The 20,445-nt window shown below is 64.9% G+C and carries 19 protein-coding genes and 3 pseudogenes; 17 read left to right on the top strand and 5 right to left on the bottom strand.

Going from position 1 to position 20,445, the window contains the following annotated elements:
• Nucleotides 1–71: 71 nt before the first annotated feature.
• Entirely contained in the window at nt 72–599 is a 528-nt protein-coding gene (locus HDG39_RS21020; RefSeq protein WP_184008237.1) for a GNAT family N-acetyltransferase, read from the bottom strand.
• Between the two features lie 150 nt (nt 600–749).
• Here HDG39_RS21020 and HDG39_RS21015 point away from each other — a divergent pair, with 150 nt between their 5' ends.
• From HDG39_RS21015 to HDG39_RS21000, 4 genes and pseudogenes are all read left to right on the top strand, one after another.
• Nucleotides 750–1,397 carry a VTT domain-containing protein gene (locus HDG39_RS21015; RefSeq protein WP_018424973.1) on the top strand — a complete coding sequence of 216 codons (648 nt, stop codon included), beginning with the start codon at nt 750–752 and terminating at the stop codon, nt 1,395–1,397.
• A 120-nt stretch (nt 1,398–1,517) separates the two neighbouring features.
• Nucleotides 1,518–1,970, top strand: a complete 453-nt coding sequence (locus HDG39_RS21010) for a MarR family winged helix-turn-helix transcriptional regulator (RefSeq protein ID WP_184008235.1) — start codon at nt 1,518–1,520, stop codon at nt 1,968–1,970.
• A 45-nt stretch (nt 1,971–2,015) separates the two neighbouring features.
• A pseudogene (locus HDG39_RS21005) lies at nt 2,016–2,593 on the top strand (isochorismatase family protein).
• A 51-nt stretch (nt 2,594–2,644) separates the two neighbouring features.
• Nucleotides 2,645–3,994, top strand: a complete 1,350-nt coding sequence (locus tag HDG39_RS21000) for an MFS transporter (RefSeq protein WP_184008232.1) — start codon at nt 2,645–2,647, stop codon at nt 3,992–3,994.
• 45 nt (nt 3,995–4,039) lie between these two features.
• Here HDG39_RS21000 and HDG39_RS20995 read toward each other — a convergent pair.
• Nucleotides 4,040–4,386, bottom strand: a pseudogene (locus HDG39_RS20995) (LysR substrate-binding domain-containing protein); the annotation flags it as partial.
• A 230-nt stretch (nt 4,387–4,616) separates the two neighbouring features.
• Between HDG39_RS20995 and HDG39_RS20990 the strand changes: the two are divergent.
• Nucleotides 4,617–6,020 carry an MFS transporter gene (locus HDG39_RS20990; protein ID WP_184008230.1) on the top strand — a complete coding sequence of 468 codons (1,404 nt, stop codon included), beginning with the start codon at nt 4,617–4,619 and terminating at the stop codon, nt 6,018–6,020.
• A gap of 149 nt (nt 6,021–6,169) precedes the next feature.
• Nucleotides 6,170–6,286: pseudogene (locus HDG39_RS20985) on the top strand (type II 3-dehydroquinate dehydratase); the annotation flags it as partial.
• 37 nt (nt 6,287–6,323) lie between these two features.
• Here HDG39_RS20985 and HDG39_RS20980 read toward each other — a convergent pair.
• Entirely contained in the window at nt 6,324–7,409 is a 1,086-nt protein-coding gene (locus HDG39_RS20980) for a hypothetical protein (RefSeq protein WP_184008228.1), read from the bottom strand.
• Nucleotides 7,410–7,528: 119 nt separating this feature from the next.
• Here HDG39_RS20980 and HDG39_RS20975 point away from each other — a divergent pair, with 119 nt between their 5' ends.
• The 3 genes from HDG39_RS20975 to HDG39_RS20965 all read left to right on the top strand — a co-directional run bounded on the left by HDG39_RS20975 (nt 7,529) and on the right by HDG39_RS20965 (nt 10,390).
• Nucleotides 7,529–8,434 carry a LysR family transcriptional regulator gene (locus HDG39_RS20975; protein WP_184008227.1) on the top strand — a complete coding sequence of 302 codons (906 nt, stop codon included), beginning with the start codon at nt 7,529–7,531 and terminating at the stop codon, nt 8,432–8,434.
• Nucleotides 8,435–8,532: 98 nt separating this feature from the next.
• Nucleotides 8,533–9,207, top strand: coding sequence for an HAD-IA family hydrolase (locus HDG39_RS20970; RefSeq protein WP_184008225.1), 675 nt, complete (start codon nt 8,533–8,535; stop codon nt 9,205–9,207).
• 34 nt (nt 9,208–9,241) lie between these two features.
• On the top strand, nt 9,242–10,390 hold the full coding sequence (locus HDG39_RS20965; RefSeq protein ID WP_184008223.1) for a DSD1 family PLP-dependent enzyme: 1,149 nt from the start codon (nt 9,242–9,244) through the stop codon (nt 10,388–10,390).
• Nucleotides 10,391–10,399: 9 nt separating this feature from the next.
• Here HDG39_RS20965 and hpaR read toward each other — a convergent pair whose 3' ends face one another.
• A complete protein-coding gene (gene hpaR, locus HDG39_RS20960; protein ID WP_018424961.1) occupies nt 10,400–10,807 on the bottom strand; it encodes a homoprotocatechuate degradation operon regulator HpaR in 408 nt (135 codons plus the stop codon).
• Nucleotides 10,808–10,998: 191 nt separating this feature from the next.
• Between hpaR and HDG39_RS20955 the strand changes: the two genes are divergently transcribed.
• The 7 genes from HDG39_RS20955 to hpaI all read left to right on the top strand — a co-directional run bounded on the left by HDG39_RS20955 (nt 10,999) and on the right by hpaI (nt 17,014).
• Complete coding sequence (locus HDG39_RS20955) at nt 10,999–11,772, top strand: fumarylacetoacetate hydrolase family protein (protein WP_184008221.1); 774 nt, start codon at nt 10,999–11,001, stop codon at nt 11,770–11,772.
• Nucleotides 11,769–12,527: a fumarylacetoacetate hydrolase family protein gene (locus tag HDG39_RS20950; RefSeq protein ID WP_184008219.1), complete on the top strand. Its 759-nt coding sequence runs from the start codon at nt 11,769–11,771 to the stop codon at nt 12,525–12,527. Before HDG39_RS20955 ends, HDG39_RS20950 begins: the two co-directional genes overlap by 4 nt.
• Before the next feature lie 40 nt (nt 12,528–12,567).
• The gene (gene hpaE / locus HDG39_RS20945; RefSeq protein ID WP_184008217.1) at nt 12,568–14,025 is read left to right on the top strand and encodes a 5-carboxymethyl-2-hydroxymuconate semialdehyde dehydrogenase; all 1,458 of its coding nucleotides are present in this window, start codon (nt 12,568–12,570) and stop codon (nt 14,023–14,025) included.
• Nucleotides 14,026–14,107: 82 nt separating this feature from the next.
• Entirely contained in the window at nt 14,108–14,971 is an 864-nt protein-coding gene (gene hpaD, locus HDG39_RS20940) for a 3,4-dihydroxyphenylacetate 2,3-dioxygenase (protein ID WP_184008215.1), read from the top strand.
• Nucleotides 14,972–14,990: 19 nt separating this feature from the next.
• Nucleotides 14,991–15,389 (top strand): 5-carboxymethyl-2-hydroxymuconate Delta-isomerase, encoded by a 399-nt coding sequence (locus tag HDG39_RS20935; protein WP_184008213.1) that lies wholly within the window; start codon nt 14,991–14,993, stop codon nt 15,387–15,389.
• A 7-nt stretch (nt 15,390–15,396) separates the two neighbouring features.
• The gene (gene hpaH, locus HDG39_RS20930; RefSeq protein WP_184008211.1) at nt 15,397–16,200 is read left to right on the top strand and encodes a 2-oxo-hept-4-ene-1,7-dioate hydratase; all 804 of its coding nucleotides are present in this window, start codon (nt 15,397–15,399) and stop codon (nt 16,198–16,200) included.
• Nucleotides 16,201–16,210: 10 nt separating this feature from the next.
• Nucleotides 16,211–17,014, top strand: coding sequence for a 4-hydroxy-2-oxoheptanedioate aldolase (gene hpaI / locus HDG39_RS20925; protein WP_184008209.1), 804 nt, complete (start codon nt 16,211–16,213; stop codon nt 17,012–17,014).
• Nucleotides 17,015–17,035: 21 nt separating this feature from the next.
• Here hpaI and HDG39_RS20920 read toward each other — a convergent pair whose 3' ends face one another.
• Nucleotides 17,036–19,357 (bottom strand): bifunctional diguanylate cyclase/phosphodiesterase, encoded by a 2,322-nt coding sequence (locus HDG39_RS20920; RefSeq protein ID WP_184008207.1) that lies wholly within the window; start codon nt 19,355–19,357, stop codon nt 17,036–17,038.
• A 566-nt stretch (nt 19,358–19,923) separates the two neighbouring features.
• On the opposite strand from HDG39_RS20920, the gene bcsD reads away from it, so the two are divergent.
• A complete protein-coding gene (bcsD, locus tag HDG39_RS20915) occupies nt 19,924–20,379 on the top strand; it encodes a cellulose biosynthesis protein BcsD (protein WP_184008205.1) in 456 nt (151 codons plus the stop codon).
• Nucleotides 20,380–20,445 lie beyond the last annotated feature (66 nt).

Below are 20,445 nucleotides of genomic sequence, written 5' to 3'. Positions count from 1 at the left end.
ATGTCCGCTGTATGAAATGACAAAGCGGCGGGCGTGACTGAATTCCCGTCACGCCCGCCGCTTTTTGTGCGCTAGACAAGCTCGCGCCGCATAAACACCCGTTTCGATTCATCGAGTCCGCGCGCGATATGCGCGTCGCGCCGCGCGAGCAACGCCGCGTCGAGCTCCGACGTGTCGAGATCGCGAAACCCGAGCCGCCGGTAATACGGCGCATTCCACGGCACGTCGCGATACGTCGACAGCACCAACTGTGTCAATTGTCGCGCGCGCGCGATTCGCGCGACCTCTTCGATCAATGCCGCGCCGATACGCCTGCCCGCGTGCGAGGTCAACACATCGAGTTCCTGAACGTAGATGCGCGTCGGCTGCGGCTCGAACATCACGAAGCCCGCGCAGATCGTCTGCTGGTCGAGCGCGACGATGATCTCGCGCGCTTCGATCTTGCGCTCGACGACCTCGCGCGCCATAGGCGGCGCATCGGCAATCCCGGTCATGCCGACGCTGACGAAACGCAGGCCCGCTTCGAATTCGATGGCACGAATCGTTTCGGCTTCGTGCGACGCGGCAAAACGGAAGGTGATGGCGGAATCGTGCGACATGGCGTTGCGTCCGATGAAGACCGCCCGAGTTTGACATCGGCACCGCAACACCGACAAGCGGCATATGGCAAAAACTCGCGCAAGCGCCCTGCACGCACGCTCGCGGGACTACACTCATCACATCCGAACGCCACCCGAGGCCACGCCAAGATGAACCTGATGAATGTGCTGCAGATCGCGCTGCACCTGGATCAGCACCTGAGCGCGCTGATCGTGCAGTTCGGCACGGCAATCTACGCGCTGCTGTTTGTCGTCGTGTTCGTCGAATACGGTTTTCTGCCGCTGTTCTTTCTGCCCGGCGATCCGCTGATCTTCATCTGCGGCGCGCTCGCGGCCACCGGCGCATTGAACGTGTGGATCATCGCGCCCGTGCTGTTCGTCGCGACGGTGGCCGGCAGCAGCGTCGGGTACGCGATCGGCCATGCGGTCGGCGACAAGGTCTATACCCGCAACTACTACTGGCTCAATCGCGATGCGCTGCGCCGCGCCCACGTGTTCAGCGAAACGCGCGGCCGCCTGACCTTCCTGCTGTCGCCGTTCATCGCCGTGGTGCGCACGTTCGCGCCGTTCGCGGCGGGCGTGTCGCGCATGACGTTCTCACGCTTCGTCGCGTTCGTCACCGCAGGCGCGGCGCTGTGGGTGGTCTCGCTGATCGCGGGCGGCTATCTGTTCGGCAACGTGCCGGTGGTGCGCGAGCATCTCAGTTCGCTGGTGTTGCTTGGCCTCGCGCTCGGCGGTGCGATGCTCGTCGGCGGAGCGGTATGGCGCTTTTTCAACCGGCGCATGCGGGCGCGCTGAGGCCATCGTGGCGACGTTTCGGCGTACGGCCTCCCGCCACCTCAAAACTTGACCCGGGCGAGATACGAAGGTAACCTTATCAGGAAACCTTCACATCATGTCATCGCACGAGTTCACCGCATGACCAGATCCCCTCCCGCAGTTACGCCGGAAGAACTTCATACGCTCGCAGAAGATCTGCGCGTGCTGGCGGGCAAGCTGCGCCGGCGTCTGCGCGAAGAGTCGCATGTCGGCGACTTCACGCCGTCGCAGGTGCAGGTGCTGAACTTGCTGGAACGCGAAGGCCCGGCCACCGTCACCTCGCTCGCGCGTGCGCACGGCATGCGGCCGCAGTCGATGGGAGAAACGCTCGCGGTACTGAAAGCCGCGGGGCTCGTCAGCGGCACGCCCGATCCTAACGATGGACGGCAGACGGTTCTGTCGCTGACACCCTCCTTTCGCAAGAAGGTCAAGGCAAGCCGCGCGGCACGCGAAGACTGGTTGTACCGCACGATTCAAACGCGTTTCACGGCAGCCGAACAGCAACAACTCGCGACGGGCGTCGATCTGCTGAAACGCCTCGTCGATTTGTAACTCGCGATTCGCGCACACGCGTCTCGCCACTCGCAGGATCACTTCATGGCACTCACTACTCTCGACGCCAAAACCGCACTGGTCGTCGTCGACCTGCAGCGCGGCATCGTCGCGCTGCCCACCGCCCCCCATCCGGCCCGCGAAATCGTCGAACGCTCGGTTACGCTGCTCGACGCGTTCCGCCGCCACGGCCTGCCCGTCGTGCTCGTGAACGTCACCGCCGGCGCACCGGGCCGCACCGACCAGGTCGCCGCTCCGCCGACTTCCCGCCCGGCTTCGCCGACCTTCTGCCCGAACTGAAGCAGCAGCCGTCGGACCATCTGGTCACGAAGCGCACGTGGGGCGCCTTCACGAACACGGACCTGGCCGCGTATCTGCAACAGCAAGGCGTCACGCAAGTGGTGCTCGTCGGTGTCGCGACCAGCATCGGCGTCGAATCGACCGCGCGCTTCGCGAGCGAGGCAGGCCTGAACGTCGCGCTCGTCGTCGACGCGATGACCGATCTGAACGCCGACGCGCACATCAACAGCATCACGCGCATCTTTCCGCGCCTCGGCGAAACCGGCACGACGCGGGAAGTGCTCGATCTGCTCGAACGTTCGCGCGCTCAAAGCCTGAATTGAAGCGGGCCGCTACCCGCATGCGGCCCACCCCGCGTTGAGGAAACCCCTGCCGTGAGCACCACGTTCCGTTCGCTGCGCATATTCAACTATCGTGTCTGGGCGAGCGGCGCGATCGTCTCGAACATCGGCACATGGATGCAGCGCACGGCGCAGGACTGGCTCGTGCTCACCGAGCTTACGCATCACAACGCGACGGCGGTGGGCATCGTGATGTCGCTGCAGTTCGGGCCGCAGATGTTGTTGCTGCCGCTCACCGGCTACGCGGCCGACCACTTCGACCGCCGCAAGCTGCTGTTCGCGACCCAGGCGGCAATGGGTACGCTGGCGCTCGCGCTCGGTCTGCTCACGGTCACGGGGCTCGTGCAGCTATGGCAGGTCTATGTATTCGCGGGCCTGCTCGGCTGCGTGACCGCGTTCGATTCCCCCGCACGCCAAACCTTCGTATCCGACCTCGTCGGCGAACGCGATCTCGCGAATGCCGTCGCGCTGAACTCCACGTCGTTCAACGCCGCGCGCATGCTCGGGCCAGCGGTCGCGGGTCTGTTGATCGCGTCGGTGGGCAGTGGCTGGGTGTTTCTGATCAACGCGCTTTCGTTCGTCGCCGTGCTCGGTGCACTGCGCATGCTGCGGCTGGACCAGTTACATATCAAGCCGCGCAATGTGCGCTCGCGCGGCAGCTTCGTCGAAGGCTTCAAATATGTCTGGACACGCCCCGATCTGAAGGCGGCGCTCCTGATGCTGTTCCTGATCGGCACCTTCGGCCTGAACTTCCCGATCTTCATCTCGACGATGTCCGTCACCGCGTTCCGTGCGGGCGCGGGCGAGTACGGCGTGCTCAGCTCGACGATGGCGATTGGCTCGGTCACTGGCGCTCTGCTCGCCGCGCGCCGCGCGCGGCCCACCATGGGGCTGCTGCTCGCCGCCGGCGCGATGTTCGGCGTCGGCTGCACGGCGGCTGCGCTGATGCCGAACTACGTGCTGTTCGGCATCGTGCTGGTCGCGATCGGCGTGTCGACGCAGACCTTCACCACCTCGACCAATAGCCTCGTGCAACTGACCACCGAGCCGGCCATGCGCGGCCGCGTGATCGCGATCCTGCTCGCGATCGCGCTCGGCGGCACACCGCTCGGCGCGCCAGTGGTCGGCTGGGTCGCCGACCGTTTCGGGCCGCGCTGGGCGCTCGGCGTCGGCGCTGCATCGGGCTTCGGCGCGGCGCTCGTCGGACTTGTCTATCTGATGCGATACCGGCAGCTGCGTTTCTATCGCGAAGGCTGGCGCCTGTGTTACAGCATCGAAGATCCGCGGCCCGTCACGGCCACCACGGTCATTCCCGACTCCGTAACGACGGTTCAGCGTAGCGAGCTGGACGAGGCGGAAGAGGATACGGCTTCGAGCGTGTAAAAGCGCAAGCGTGTGAGCACCGGATCCAGGCAGGCGCGGCGTAGCTCAGAGTCCGCCCACGTCGCGCGTCACCAGTGCATATGGTCCGCGCGTCAGCTGCTCCCTGAGAAACTCGATGCACACCTGAATCCGCGCCGACGACGACAAACGCTCGGCCGTCACCGCCCACACATCGGCGGATTGCCGATAGTCGGGCAGCACGCGCACCAGTTCGCCCGCGCGCAGGCTCTCGGCCACGTCCCAGATCGACACCATCACGATCCCGTATCCCTCCTTCGCCCACTGCACGACGATGTCGCTCAGATTCGACCGCCCGTCACCTTCACGCTCCTTTCGCCATGCGGCTCGCTCAGGCGCCAGACCCCGAAGCGGTCGTCGCGGCCGCGAAACAGTGGGGCAAGGGACAGTCGCCTGAAGCCGGTTTGAATGCAATGTCCGGCGCACTCAGGCCGTGGTTAACCCGGAGTGCGCCGCGGCAGCTCGTGACACGCGTCGATCCATCCCGTTGTGCCGCACCGCGGCAACCAGACCAGGAAAATCCTGGCTTGCGCGGCGCCCGTTTAAAGGCGCCAATGATTCAGCCGTAGAAGCTGACAAAAACATTTCCCATTCAGGAGACGTCATGCAAACGAACGCATCGGCAAGCAGCGGGCATAGCTCGCAGGCGCGCAAGGCTACCGCCAGCGGCTGGATCGGCTCGGCACTCGAGTACTACGATTTCTTCATCTATGCGCAGGCCGCCGCCCTGATCTTTCCTCAGCTGTTCTTCCCTTCCGGTAATCCCAAGATCGCGATCGTCGCATCGCTCGCAACCTACGGCGTCGGCTACGTCGCGCGGCCGATCGGCGCGGTCGTGCTCGGACACTGGGGCGATACACACGGGCGCAAGAATGTACTGCTCGTCTGCATGTTCCTGATGGGTCTGTCGACGATGGCGGTCGGTCTGCTGCCAACCTATCAGCACGTCGGCTTTCTCGCGCCGGTGCTGCTCGTCGTGCTGCGACTGATCCAGGGTTTCGCGGTCGCTGGTGAAATCTCGGGCGCCAGTTCGATGATCCTCGAACACGCGCCATTCGGGCGACGCGGCTTTTACGCGAGCTTCACGCTGCAAGGCGTGCAGGCCGGCCAGATTCTGGCCGCCGCGGTCTTCCTGCCGCTCGCCTATTTCATGAACGACGCCTCGTTCAATGCGTGGGGCTGGCGCATTCCGTTCCTGCTCAGCGCGGTCGTGCTGGTCGCCGGGTACATCATCCGCCGCGAAGTCGAGGAAACGCCCGCGTTCGCGAAGGAGGACGCGAGCGGCGGCGTGCCGCGCTCGCCGATCGTCGAAGCGTTCAAATACAACTGGGGCGACATGCTGCGCGTCGTGCTGTGCTCGCTGATGAACGTGATCCCGGTCGTCGCGACGATCTTCGGCGCGGCGTACGCGGTGCAGCCGTCGTACGGCATCGGCTTTTCGAAGAGCCTGTATCTGTGGATTCCGGTGATCGGCAACATCGTCGCGGTGCTGGTGATTCCGTACGTGGGCAATCTGTCCGACCGGATCGGGCGGCGTATGCCGATCATCGTCGGCTCGCTCGGCGCAGGGCTGCTGTCTTTCGCGTATCTGTACGCGATCAGCATCCACAACGTGCCGCTCGCGATGGTGATGTCGATCCTGATGTGGGGCGTCATCTATCAAGGCTACAACGCGATCTTCCCGAGCTTCTATCCGGAACTGTTCCCGACCCGTTCGCGCGTCTCCGCGATGGCGATCGGCCAGAACATCGGCACGACGATCACCGCGCTGCTGCCGGCGCTGTTCGCCTACGTCGCGCCGCCGGGATCGCACAACGTGCCGCTGACGATCGGCGCGATCACGTTCGCCATCACGATCGTCTGCGCAATCGCCGCATGGAGCGCGCGTGAGAACTTCCGTGTGCGGCTTGGCGACCTCGGCGAAAAGAACGTCGTGCCGCTCGACAAGCTCAGCTACGACGCAATGCGCGCGCAGAGCATGGCCGACGCGAAAAAGGCCGCTGCTTGAGCCCGCTTGCCCTTTAACGCGTCTTGATCAGGACTTTCAGGGAACCCGCTCATGACCCGCACCCGGATCGCCGTCGCCGGCGCGGGCACGTTCGGCTCGCTCGCGGTACCGACGATGCGCCTGAAGACCTACGCCAATGCCGCGGACCGCGCGAAGCGTTCCGGCATCAGTCGGTGTTCGCGGAGATCGTCAAAGGACAGATTTGCGGTTTCGGCGTGGACAGCTATCTGCTCGGGCTGCGCGCGGCGGTATCGGCGGCGGGCTAGCCACGGGAATGCGCCGCGCGGCGCTGGCCTCGCACGGCTAGCGCCATGTTTCGGTCAACTCGTTGGCCAGCACCATCTTCTGGCGCACCGCCTCGACGAAGGCCGCGTCGATGCCCGCCTGCGCCTTCAGGAATTTAAGCGCGGCGGAATGCACGGCGCGCAACGCGCCGCCGTCGATGCCCGTCATACGCGCCGCGCTGCGGCGCGTTTCCTCGACCAGATCGCGCGCGCTCGTGAAATCGGGCGACAAGCCGCATTGCGCGTCGAACGCGGCGCGCAGACCAGCCGCGTAGTCGCGCGACTCGCCGAGCCGCTCCATATCGATCAGCAAATCGACGCCCTCGCCGTCGCCCATGCGCAGCGCGCAGAGAATCCACAACGCAATGAACGCTCGATACGCGTTGTCGCTGTCCACCGTGCGCGCGAATTGCTCGCAGGCGACGGCATACGCGTCATCGGGCATCGACGGTAGCGGCGGCAGGCGTACGCCGCACACGCCGATCGCTTCGCGCACCAGCGGGTCCATCTGATTCAGACCGAGCACGCGAAACGGCGCGGCGACAAAGAACGCATTGCTCCACTGCTGCCGCAGCATCCAACCCGACGCGAACTGCGATGCGGGATTGCGCAGCACGCCCACGTGCAGCGCCTCGGCAAACGCGCGCTTCAGCCACGGCAGACGACCGCCCGTGCGGCAAAACTTGAAGACGGGCACGCGGCCCTGCTCGATCGTGTGCTCGCTCAGCGCGCGCAGATAGGCCTGCAGTGACGGGAATGTCGCATCGGGCTCGCGCGTAAAGCGATCGATGCTGAAGCGCCGATCGTAACCCGCCACGCCGCGCGCATCTTCGCGCAGAAACGGGCGGTATTCGTCGAAGTATGGTGCGGCGAGCGGCGGGTGCCCCGAGGTCAAGGTCGGCCGCGAGGCGGGCACGTCGGCGAGTTTGAGATCGGCGAGCACATTGCTGAGCGGCTCGTAAAAACCGGCCGCGCACTCGTGTTCGCGCAGCCGCGACCACACCCACGTGCCCGCGCTGCGCCAGCCCGTGTGCAGAAAAACCGCCTGTTTCAGCGGAGTATTGGGCGCGGCGTCATACGCGGACGACTCATGAGGCAACGGCATGGGACTTCTCTTCCAATGATTGAATCAATAGACCGGAAGCGCCACTTTACCCTGTGATCGAGCGGGACGCATTATGCTGCGAGATTCCCCGCTCCCGCCATTGCACCCGCCTCGCACCCATGACCGATTCGGCCGATATCCGCTTCCTGCTCACGCTGCGCGCGAGCGGCAGCCTGATCGCCGCCGCGCGCCGACTCGCGCTGTCGCCGTCGGCGGTCACGCAGCGCCTGCAGCAACTCGAAAAGAAGCTCGGCACGCAGCTCGTGAACCGCAGCGCGCGCCGCCTGCAATTCACCGACGAAGGCCTGCTGCTGTGCGAGCGCGGCGCCGAACTGATCGCGCAGTTCGACGCGTTGTTCGACGATCTGCAAACGCGCCGCGGCGGCCTCGTCGGCACGCTGAAGATCAATGCGCCGCTCGGTTTCGGACGACGCCATCTGGCGCCGCTGATCGGCGAGTTCCAGCAGCTGAACCCCGACATCGACGTCGCGCTGACGCTGTCCGACCGGCCGTTGACCGAAACGCTCGACCGCTTCGATATCGTCGTGCATATCGGCGAGCTGCCGTCGTCGAACCTGGTCGGCTATACGATCGCGCCGAACGCGCGCTTCGTCTGCGCCGCGCCCGCGCTCGTCAAGCGAATCGGCCAGCCCGAATCGCCGGATGCGTTGAGCCGGCTGCCGTGCATCGTGCTGCGCGAAAACAATGAGGACGTGTCACTCTGGCAGTTCAGCAAGGGCCGCACGCGCCGCAGCGTGCGCGTGTCCGCGCATCTGAGTTGCAACGACGGTGACGTGATCCGCCAATGGGCCTGCGAGGGACGCGGCGTGATTCTGCGCTCCGAATGGGACGTCGCCGAGGATCTTGCGAAGGGCAAACTCGTGCGTCTGCTGCCGGGCTGGAAAGCGCCGGACGCAAACGTGATCGCGCTCACGCATCAGCGGGCGGGACTGCCCGCGCGCACACGTCATTTCATGCAGTATCTGCAAAGCCGCTTCAGGCCGCTGCCACCGTGGCGGCGATGATTCAGTCGATCTGAATCTAAGAGTCAACCGATCTGAACGCTGACGTACTATCGAAAACCTATAATTGATTCATCCTCAACAGCCGGCCCCATGCAATCATGACTGCCGCCGACCATTCCACCGACACCCCCGCCTACCCCGACGCGGTCCTGTTCGACCTGCTAACCGCCCTGCTCGACTCGTGGACCTCATGGAACCGTGCGGCAGGCTCCGACGAAGCGGGCCGCGCATGGCGAGCCGCCTATCTGCGTCTGACATACGGCTGCGGCCGCTACGTTCCCTACGAACACCTGGTGCGCGAGGCCGCCACGCAAGTCGGTCTGTCCGAATCGGCCGCGAACGCGCTCCAGGCGAACTGGCTGAACCTGACGCCGTGGCCCGGCGCGCCCGGTGCGTTGCGCGCGCTCGCGCCGCACTGCAAGCTCGCGGTCGTCACCAATTGCTCGACGCGGCTTGGCTCGCAGGCGGCCGCGCTCTTGCCCGTGCGCTGGGACGCGATCGTGACCGCCGAGGAAGCCGGCGTCTACAAGCCGGACCCGCAACCGTACCGCCTCGCGCTCGACAAGCTCGGCGTCGAGCCGCGACGCGCCGCGTTCGTCGCCGGCTCGAGCTACGACATGTTCGGCACCGCGGCCGTCGGCTTGCGGACCTACTGGCACAACCACGTCGGCCTGCCGCTCGTCACGGGAGCGCAGGCGCCCGAGGTCGAAGCGGCATCGCTCGATGGGCTGGTGCCGTGGCTCGCAGGCTTTGGCCGCAATCGTCGTCACTGAACCTCCACCCTCACCCCGCTCCTCAGGTGCAAGCATGAAACTCGAACAGATCGAAACCCCGGCCGCGCTGATCGACGTCGCGCGGATGCAGAAGAACATCGCGCGGATGCAGGGGCTGATGAATGCGCTCGGCGTCGCGTTCCGGCCGCACGTGAAGACCACCAAGTGCATCGACGTCGTGCGCGCGCAGATCGCCGCCGGCGCGCGCGGCATCACGGTGTCGACGCTGAAGGAAGCGGAAGCGTTCTTCGCGGCCGGCATCGACGACATCCTTTACGCGGTCAGCATGGTTCCGTCGAAGCTGCCGCGCGCGCTCGCGCTGCGCCGCCAGGGGTGCGATCTGAAGCTCGTGGTCGATAATCCGACCGCCGCCGCGGCGATTGCCGCGTTCGGCGACCAGCACGGCGAATCGTTCGAGGTCTGGATCGAGGTCGATACGGACGGACATCGCTCGGGCATCCAGCCCGAACAGCAGACGCTGCTCGACGTCGGGCGGATTCTGCACGAGAACGGCGTGAAGGTCGGCGGCGTGATGACCCATGCGGGTTCGAGCTACGAGTTGAATACACCTGAAGCGCTCGCCGCGCTCGCGGAGCAGGAGCGCGCGGGCTGCGTACGCGCCGCCGAGCGGTTGCGCGAAGCGGGCATCGAATGCCCGGCCGTGAGCGTCGGTTCGACGCCAACCGCGCTCGCCGCGCGGCACCTCCAAGACGTCACCGAGGTGCGCGCGGGCGTCTACGTGCTGTTCGATCTGGTCATGCACAACGTGGGCGTTTGCACGCCCGACGACATCGCGCTTAGCGTACTCACGACCGTGATCGGTCATCAGGAAGACAAAGGCTGGGCGATTCTCGACGCGGGCTGGATGGCGTTAAGCCGTGATCGCGGTACGTCGCGGCAGTCGCACGATTTCGGCTATGGGCAGCCGTGTTTGCTCAATGGCACGTTGCTGCCGGACTTTATCGTGAGCGGCGCCAATCAGGAGCATGGGATTCTTGCGGCGGTTCCGGCCGATGCGCAAGCCAATGCACAGACCGACGACATCGCGCAGCGCTTTCCGATCGGTATGAAACTGCGCATCCTGCCGAACCACGCTTGTGCGACCGGCGCGCAGTTCCCCGAGTATCACGCGGTCGCGCCGGACGGCAGCAGCGTCGAATGGCAGCGGTTTTACGGCTGGTAGGTCATCGCGTCACTCATCCTCTTCCGACAACCCCGCCAACAGATCGTCGACCGCGCGATACACGCGCTCGACGATCTCCGGTCCCACCTTGCGCTCGAGCTCGCGATAGTGCGCCTCGAGATCCTTCGAAATCACGCGCACCAGTTCGACGCTCGTATCGGTCAGCGACACGAGCACGCGCCGCTGATCCTCCGCGAAACGTTCTTTCGTCACGAGTTCCATGCTCTCCATGCGCGCGAGCACGCCGGCCATGCTCGGGCTCGAAATCGTGCAGATGTCGGAGATGTGGCGCGGCTCCATCGGGCCGTGCTCGTTGAGCGCGCGAATCACTCGCCATTGCTGTTCGGTAAGTCCGTGTGCAGTGATCAACGGACGAAAACGCTCCATCATTTTTTCGCGGGCGCGTAACAGCAGCATCGGCAAATTGCGGTGCAAAACTCGGGTGGACGCAGCGGACATGGTGGCAAGGAATCAGAAAAAAACAGCTGTCGAAGCTTACGGGAAAACCCGCGATCAACCGGCAGCCTATTGACCGTCAATGATATCAAGCAGGATACTACTAACATCTTAGTGTTTTCGCCAAACTTTCGCCACGAGGCTGCGCATTCATGTTTGCCTTTGCCGATCATCTGCTGCATCCCGAAGGCGACGCGCTGCCTCGCGACGTGGACGCGCACACCGCGGCCGCGTTGCTGGCACGCGGCGTTGCGTGTCGCGCGCCGGTCAGCGGCGCCGTGTACGGCACCCTGCTGAACGATCGCGCCGCCTTGAACGCGCTGGGCGACGCAGTGCATGCGGCACCGTACAAGGCGCCGCCGAAAGCGCCGATTCTGTATCTGAAGCCGCGCAACACGCTGGCCGGGCATCGGGCGCGCGTGGTCGTGCCGGATAACACGCTCGGCGTCGAGGTCGGCGCGTCACTCGGCATCGTGATCGGCCGTACCGCGACGCGCGTCGGCGTCGAGCGCGCGGCGGACTACATCGCCGGCTATACGCCGGTCGGCGATCTGAGCGTGCCGCATACCAACGTGTATCGCCCGAACGTGCGACTGCGCGCACGCGACGGCTTCTGCGTGATCGGACCGGCGCTCGTCGCCGCGCGCCACGTCGTCGCGCCGGATCGGCTCGACATCGCCGTCTCGCTGAAACGCGCCGAACCGTTCACGGCAAGCACCGCAACGTCGGTGCGCAACATCGCGCAATTGCTCGCCGACGTCACCGATTTCATGACGCTGAACGCGGGCGACGTGCTCACGCTCGGCGTCCGGCACGGCTCGCCGGTCGCGCATGTCGGCGATACGGCCACGCTGTCGATCGGCGCGCTGCCGCCCTTGACCATATCGTTCATCGGCATGGATCAACGCAACGGAGAACCGTCATGATGCGTGGCCGCGTCGCCTATGCGGGAGCGATTCACGAAGCGTATCCGCACGAGCAGGGTGTCCGCCTCGCCGACGGCCGCGTGCTTCGCGAGGACGAAGTAGTCTGGCTTGCGCCGATCGAAGTCGGCACGATCTTCGCGCTCGGCCTGAACTACGCCGAGCACGCGAAGGAATTGCAGTTCAGCAAACAGGAAGAACCGCTGGTGTTTCTGAAAGGGCCCGGCACGGTGCTCGGCCATCGCGGCGTCACGCGTCGCCCGGCCGACGTCACGTTCATGCACTACGAGTGCGAGCTCGCGGTCGTGATCGGGCGAACCGCACAAAACGTCGCGCGTGAAGACGCCATGCAGCACGTGGCGGGCTACATGATCGCGAACGACTACGCGATTCGCGACTACCTCGAAAATTACTATCGCCCGAATCTGCGCGTGAAGAATCGCGACGGCGGCACGGTGCTCGGCCCCTGGTTCGTCGACGCCGCCGACATCGCCGACGTCACGCAGCTCGAGCTGCGCACGTTCGTCAACGGCACGCGTCAGCAATGCGGCAATACGCGCGATCTCGTCACGAGCATCCCCGCGCTGATCGAATACCTGAGCGGCTTCATGACGCTCGCGCCCGGCGACGTGATCCTGACCGGCACGCCCGAAGGCATCGTCAACGTCAACACGGGCGACGAAGTCGTCTGCGAAATCGACGGCCTCGGCCGTCTCGTCAACACGATCGCCTCGGACGCGGACTTCGGCCGCGTCTGATGGACAGCAAAAACCCACCGAACAGCGAAAGGACAAGGCAATGCCGATCGACCATCTGATCAACGGTGAGGCGTGCACCTCGAGCGACTATTTCGAAACCGTCAACCCGGCCACCCAGGAAGTGCTTGCCGAGGTCGCACGCGGCGGCGCGAAGGAGATCGATGCGGCCGTGCAAGCGGCCAAAGGCGCCTTCCCTGCCTGGGCCGCGAAACCCGCCGCGCAACGCGCGAAGCTGATCCGCAAACTCGGCGAGCTGATCACGGAGCACGTGCCGGAAATCTCGGAGACCGAAACGAAGGACACCGGCCAGACGATCTCGCAGACGCGCAAGCAACTGGTGCCCCGCGCGGCCGACAACTTCAGCTATTTCGCCGAGATGTGCACGCGCGTCGACGGCCAGACGTACCCGACCGACTCGCATCTGAACTACACGCTGTTTCATCCGGTCGGCGTGTGCGCGCTAATCTCGCCGTGGAACGTGCCGTTCATGACGGCCACCTGGAAGGTGGCGCCCTGCCTCGCGTTCGGCAACACCGCTGTGCTGAAGATGAGCGAGCTGTCGCCGCTGACCGCCTCGATGCTCGGCAAGCTCGCGCTCGAAGCGGGCATCCCGGCGGGCGTGCTGAACGTCGTGCACGGGTATGGCAAGGAAGCGGGCGAGCCACTCGTCGCGCATCGCGACGTGCGCGCGGTGTCGTTCACCGGGTCGACCGCGACCGGCAATCGCATCGTGCAAACCGCGGGCCTGAAGAAGTTCTCGATGGAGCTTGGCGGCAAGTCGCCGTTCGTGATCTTCGACGACGCCGACTTCGAACGCGCGCTCGATGCCGCTGTGTTCATGATCTTCTCGAACAATGGCGAGCGCTGCACCGCGGGCTCGCGCATTCTCGTGCAGCGCTCCATTTACGCGCGGTTTGCCGAGCGCTTCGTCGAGCGCGCGGAGCGCCTGACGGTTGGCGATCCGCTCGCGGACAGCACGATCGTCGGCCCGATGATCAGCCAGGGGCATCTCGCGAAAGTGCGCAGCTATATCGAACTCGGCCCGAAGGAAGGTGCCACGCTTGCGTGCGGCGGGCTCGATACGCCCGAGTTGCCCGACGCCTTGCGTCACGGCAATTTCGTCACGCCGACCGTGTTCGTCGACGTCGACAACCGTATGCGCATCGCGCAGGAAGAGATCTTCGGACCGGTCGCGTGCCTGATTCCGTTCGACGATGAAGCCGAGGCGATCCGTCTCGCCAACGATATTTCGTATGGTCTGTCGAGCTATATCTGGACCGAGAACACGGGCCGCGCGCTGCGCGTGGCGGCCGCCGTCGAAGCCGGCATGTGCTTCGTGAACAGCCAGAACGTGCGCGATCTGCGTCAGCCGTTCGGCGGCACGAAGGCGTCGGGTGTGGGCCGTGAAGGCGGGACGTGGAGTTATGAAGTGTTCCTCGAACCGAAGAACGTCTGCGTGTCGCTCGGCTCGCATCATATTCCGCGCTGGGGCATTTAATCGCGCCGTCAAACGAAATTGCTAAAGCATGGGGCAGGAGTAAGAGCTGACGCTCTAACTCCGGTCGACACTGGAGACCGCGATGGGCAAACTCGCGTTGGCAGCAAAAGTCACACACGTGCCGTCGTTGTATTTATCCGAGCTCGACGGTCCGCACAAGGGTTGCCGTCAGGCCGCGATCGACGGACACCATGAAATCGGCCGACGCTGCCGCGAACTTGGCGTCGATACGATCGTCGTGTTCGACGTGCACTGGCTAGTGAATAGCGAATACCACATCAATTGCGCGCCGAAGTTCGAAGGCGTGTACACGAGCAACGAGCTGCCGCATTTCATCAGGAACATGCCGTACGCGTATCCGGGCAATGTCGGGCTTGGTGAACTGATCGCGGACGTCGCCAACGAAATGGGCGTGAAAAGCCGCGCGCACAGCGAGACCACGCTCGAGCTCGAATACGGCACGCTGGTGCCGATGCGCTATATGAACGGCGATCAGCACTTCAAGGCGGTGTCGGTGGCGGGCTGGTGCATGTGGCACGACCTCGCGACCAGCGCGCGTTTCGGCCTCGCGGTACGCAAGGCCATCGAAGAACGCTACGACGGTACCGTGGCCATTCTCGCGAGCGGCTCGCTGTCGCATCACTTCGCGAACAATGGCACCGCCGAGCAGTTCATGCACAAAGTGTGGAGCCCGTTCCTCGAACAGATGGATCGCGGCGTGGTGCGCATGTGGGAAGCCGGCGACTGGAAGACCTTCTGCGACATGCTGCCGCTCTACAACGAGAAATGTTGGGGCGAAGGCGGCATGCACGATACCGCGATGCTGCTCGGCGCGCTCGGCTGGGATCGTTACGACGGCAAGGTCGAGGTCGTCACGCCTTATTTCGGCAGTTCGGGCACCGGCCAGATCAACGCGATCTTCCCGGTCACGCCGCTACCCGTCTGACATTCGCGAAGGAATTGCCATGCCTCACTTGACACTCGAATACAGCGCCAACCTCGCGGACGCGCAACGCCTCGGCGATCTATGCAAAGACCTCGCGCAGTGCCTCGACGCGCAGCGCGATAACGGCGAGCGCGTCTATCCGCTCGGCGGCATCCGCGTGCGCGCGCTGCGCTGCGACCAGTACTGCATCGCCGATGGGTGTCCCGACGCCGCGTTCCTGCACGCCAATCTGAAGATCGGCGCGGGCCGCCCGGAGGTCGTCAAGAAGGCGACCGGCGACGCGCTGTTCGCGCTGATCAAGCAGCGCTTCGCCACTGAGTTCGAACGGCAGGGGCTCGCGTTGTCGCTCGAAATCAACGAGTTCAGCGAAGCGGGCACCTGGAAGCACAACAATCTGCACGCGCGGTTCAAGGGCTGACATCAGCATGCTAGACGAACAAACCATTCGCGACCTCGCCGCGCAACTCGATCACGCGGAAAAGACCCGCACGCAGCTGCGCCATTTTTCCGCGCAGTATCCAGAGATGACCGTACAGGACGGCTACGCGATACAACGCGAGTGGGTCAAGCTGAAACTCGCCGAAGGCCACGTAATCAAGGGCAGGAAGATCGGCCTGACGTCGCGCGCGATGCAGCGCTCGTCGCAGATCGACGAACCGGACTACGCGCCGCTGCTCGACAGCATGTTCATCGAAAGCGGCCAGGACATTCGCGTGGATCGTTTCATCGCGCCGCGCGTCGAAGTAGAACTCGCGTTCGTGCTGAACAAACCGCTGAAGGGCCTCGGCGTGACGCTGTTCGATGTGCTCGATGCGACTGCGTACGTGAGCCCGGCTGTCGAAATCATCGACGCGCGCATCGAGCAGTTCGATCGCGAAACACGCGCGCCACGCAAGGTCCATGACACGATCTCCGACTTCGCCGCGAACGCGGGCGTCGTGCTCGGCGGCCGGCCGGTGCGTCCGCTCGACGTCGACCTGCGCTGGGTCGGCGCGTTGCTGTACAGGAACGGCGCGGTCGAGGAAAGCGGGCTCGCGGCGGCGGTGCTCAACCATCCGGCCACCGGCGTCGCGTGGCTCGCCAACAAAATTGCTCCGTATGACGAATCATTGAATGCGGGCGACGTGATCCTGAGCGGCTCGTTCACGAGCCCGATTCCCGCCCGCGCGGGCGACACGTTCCACATCGACTATGGCCCGCTCGGCGGCATCGGTTTGAATTTCATCTGAACGCATCAATATGTCCTTGCCGAAAAACTCCTTCAAACGCGCGCTCGCCGAAGGCAGACCGCAGTTCGGCCTGTGGGCCGCGCTCGCCGACGCCTACGTGACCGAGCTGCTCGCCACCGCCGGCTTCGACTGGCTGCTGATCGACAACGAGCACGCACCGAACGACGTACGCAGCACGCTGTCGCAATTGCAGGCGGTCGCCGCGTATCCGTCGCATCCGGTCGTGCGGCCGGTACGCAGCGACGCCGCGCTGATCAAGCAGTTGCTCGACATCGGCGCGCAAACGCTGCTGCTGCCGATGATCGACACGGCCGCCCAAGCGCTCGATGCGGTCGCGGCCACGCGTTATCCGCCGCAAGGCATTCGCGGCGTCGGCAGCGCGCTCGCGCGTGCGTCGCGCTGGAATCGCGTGCCCGACTATCTGGACACCGCCGCCGACGAACTGTGCGTGATCGTGCAGGCGGAGACCGTGCAGAGCCTCGACAATCTCGTGGAGATCGCGCATGTGGATGGCATCGATGGTGTGTTTTTCGGGCCGTCGGATCTGAGCGCGTCGATGGGATTGCTCGGCAAGCCGGGCGACGCGCGCGTGCGCGACGCGATTCGCCACGGCATCGACACCGTGCGCACCGCTGGCAAGGCAGCGGGCGTGCTCGCCCCTGATCCCGCGCTGGCGGCCGAATATCTGGCGGCGGGCGCGACCTTCGTCGCGGTCGGCACGGACACCGGCTTGCTGAGCCGCGCGGCCGCGGACCTCGCCGCGTCGTACAAGAACCTGGCGGCGAGCGCGCCGCAGGTCAAAGGCGGGTATTGAAGCGAAAGCCTTTCACTTCCCCTACTCGCCCGCCGGCCAAGGCAAGCCTCGCGCCGACCAATCCAGCTCGACCCCCAACACACAGCGCCCGCTCGCCAGCTGCACGGCAAGTGTCACTGCGATGCACGGCCGCCCGCTCGCGAGCGACAGATAGGGATTACTGGTGGTCGCCTCGCCGGGCAGCAGCACCGCATTGCGGAAGTAAGGCCGATGATCCCAGCGCGCATCGCGCGGATTCGCGACCGGCTGCAGCGACGCCGCGTCCTCGCACCATGCGGGCCCGCGCACCTCGTGGCCGATCTGGCGGCCGGTGGCGTCGAGGATGAAACAGCTGATGCAACGCCCGAAGCTGGCGAGCAGCGCGAACGCGTCGTCCATCATGGCGCCGGCGCGCAAGCCGTCGGCCGCGCGCCGCAGTTCGAGCCGGTACGGCTCCATTTCGGATTCGAACAACGCATGCTGATGCGCACGGCCCTGCGCGATCACGTCGAACGCATCGTCGATCTGGCGATGCACCGACTCGGGCGGCGCGATCTCTGCTGCGGGCCGCCCTAGCAGATAGCCCTGCGCGAAATCCACGTTCGACTCGACCGCGAGAATCAGTTCGTCGGCCGTCTCGACGCCTTCGACGACCACCAGCATCCCCGCCTGGTGCAGCAGCGACACGAGTTTCGGCAGGATCGGCTGCTGCGTGCCGTGCGTGGTCGCGCGAATCAGCTCGCCGTCGAGCTTGACGAGGTCCGGCCGGATCCGCAGCAGCCGGTCGAGATTCGACTGGCCCGCGCCGAAGTCGTCGACTGCGATCAGGAAGCCGTGCTGGCGATAGCGCGCCGCCGCGCGCGACATCTCGTCGACGCTGCCGCCATGCGATTCGAGAATCTCCAGGATCACGCGCTCGGGTTCGAGCCCCGCGGCGCGCACGATCTTCGTCAACTGGTCGGCGTAGCCTTCGGCGACGAAGGTGGACGGCAGGATGTTCAGGAACAGCCACGCATCGCCGGGCAGCGCGCGACGCGCGTTGCCGAGATGCACCGCGTGGCTCGCGCGGTCGAGCGCGCCTTCGTCGCTCGACGGCTTCGGCGCGAACATCACGACCGGCGGCACCAGCGTGCCGTCGTCATGCTCTCCGCGCAGCAGCGCCTCGAAGCCGACCTGCTTCTGATGCGATAGGCTGTAGAGCGGCTGAAAGTGCGAGATCAGATAGAAGTCTTCCCAGCGGTAACGCGCCGCGTCGGCGCTCGGATCGCCGAACGGAGACTGCAGCGCGTCGAACGGCAGCGCGCGCGCCGCGCAGACACGGTTGCGCCCCGTCTGCTTCGCGCGCAATAACGCTTCGTCCGCGCGATCGAGCAGCATCATGAAGCTTTCGCCGCGCCGATGCTCGGCGACACCGAAGCTCGCGGTCAGACGGCCGTCCGGCCGTTCGATCCCGGCGATGTCGAGGCGCAGCCGCTCGGCGAGCTGCAGCGCGCCGGCGAGATCATTGTCGAGCAGCAGCGCGAATTCCTCGCCGCCGATGCGGCTCACGCTTTGGTAGAGCGCAACCGCGTTCTTCAGCACCTGCGCGACCTGGAACAGCGCATGGTCGCCGACCGCATGACCGAAGCGGTCGTTGAGCGACTTGAAGCTGTCGATGTCGAGAAAGATCGCGCAGATCTGCGCCCCTGGCGCCAGCGTCTCGAGGCGTCCCTCCGCGTGCTTGACGAACGAGCGACGATTTTGCAGGCCGGTCAGCGGATCGGTTGCCGCGAGTTGCGCGAGCTGGCTCTCGAGCAGAAAGTGGTTGCGCCGGAAACGGTAGAAGCCGAAATGGAACACCACCGCCGTCGGCGCACCGATCGCGATGACCCACGTCCACACGGCCGCGTCGACCTCGGGCGCATGAGCTTTGCCGCGCAGCAGCGCGATGGCCGCCGCGTAGAACACCACGCTGCCGGTGACGAAATGCGCGGGCGTGAGCCATAGCGGCGCCGCGCAGATCGGTATCACGACGAATGCGGGCAATAGCCATGGCAACGGATACGCGAGGCCCTTCGCGTTCAGCACGAGCCCGGCGATCAGCACCAGTTCGTACGCGACGCCGATCGCGCCGAACAGCGCCGTCGACTTCGCGCGCGGGATCGCCAGCACCAGCAGCGCGAGCAGAAGCGCGCACAGCAGCCGGTACGCGAGCGGCCCGGCCGGTGCGCCGACCAGTTCGCGCGCCGTTACCATGCACAGGAACGCAACCACCGTGAAGCCCATCGTCACGAGGGAAAGCGGCCGCTGATGGTCGAGCGAGCGCCGGTGAAAGCGCTCACGCATGCTTGGCTCGGGCAGGTGCTGCTTCGGGATGGCAGACATAGATGGCTGATCAGGGTTTCCGGTCACTCCGCCAATAGTTATCGGCAAACGTTCGATAAACATTTATGGCTAACGTAACACGACGTATCAATTCGGCGCCTGCGCATCGCCCTTGCGTCCGCCAGAATCGTGACCAGCAGAATAGTGAGTGAATCGAGCATTGCAAATTATTTGAATCGAACGACGCCGCGCCCGATCTTTCGCGCAACTCACCTTCCGCCGAATCCATGATTAAAAGACTAAAGCTCAAATCAGGCCGGATTGTCGGCTAATACACCTATCGTTCCGCAAGCCTTTTCGCGCGCCAGGCGAAGATTAACCTTTCAATTTCTTTTAAGCAGCAAAAATTACGCAATTCATGTGTCTCGAATGCGCGTTTATTAACGTATAAGCTGAGCAATGAAAGTGGCTAAAAGCCTGTGTCTTAACTAGACTTTTCATGATGTGTGCCGGCACCCTGGACAACCCGGCAGAAATGACGTAATCGGCGCCCGATTGCCGACGACTCCAATGCTCAATGGATGTCACGTCCGCAATGTGCAACGGGCCGCGAACTTCCGGAAAACATGGTCCCAATCCTCAACTATCTGCTCGAACGCCAAATCTCGCCGCAATGGCGCGGCATGCTGAGCGCGCTGGCGAGCGAGTTCGAAGCGCAAATCGGACACGACGAGCTGCGACAGTTGATGCATCGCATCGGCAGCCGTTTCGCGCTCGCGCATCCGCTGCCCGCCTGCGCATCGACGGCCGAGGTCGAGCAGGTGTTGAATTCTTACTGGCATCAGATGGATTGGGGTTACGTCGCGCTCGCCGATGAGGCGGAGTCGCTGCGCATCATTCACTATTGCGCGCCGCTGCCCGCCTTCGGCGAATCGGCGCTCGCCTGGACGCCGGCATTTCTCGAAGGCGCCTATCAGACGTGGTTGAGCGCGTTGGGCGCGCACGGTTTGTCGGTCGTGCAGACGAGCGCGTTCGGCGAGGACAGCTCGCTCGAATTCCGCCTCGGCCGTCACCCCGCCTGAGCACCAGCGGTTCTGCACGCGTACGTGCGAACGAGCGTGCGACGGCGATACAGCCGCACAGCCCGC

The sequence above is a fragment of the Paraburkholderia lebeckiae genome (assembly GCF_014201005.1).
GTDB classification, from domain to species: Bacteria; Pseudomonadota; Gammaproteobacteria; order Burkholderiales; family Burkholderiaceae; genus Paraburkholderia; species Paraburkholderia tuberum.
This window is presented reverse-complemented; position numbering and strand designations above follow the sequence as displayed.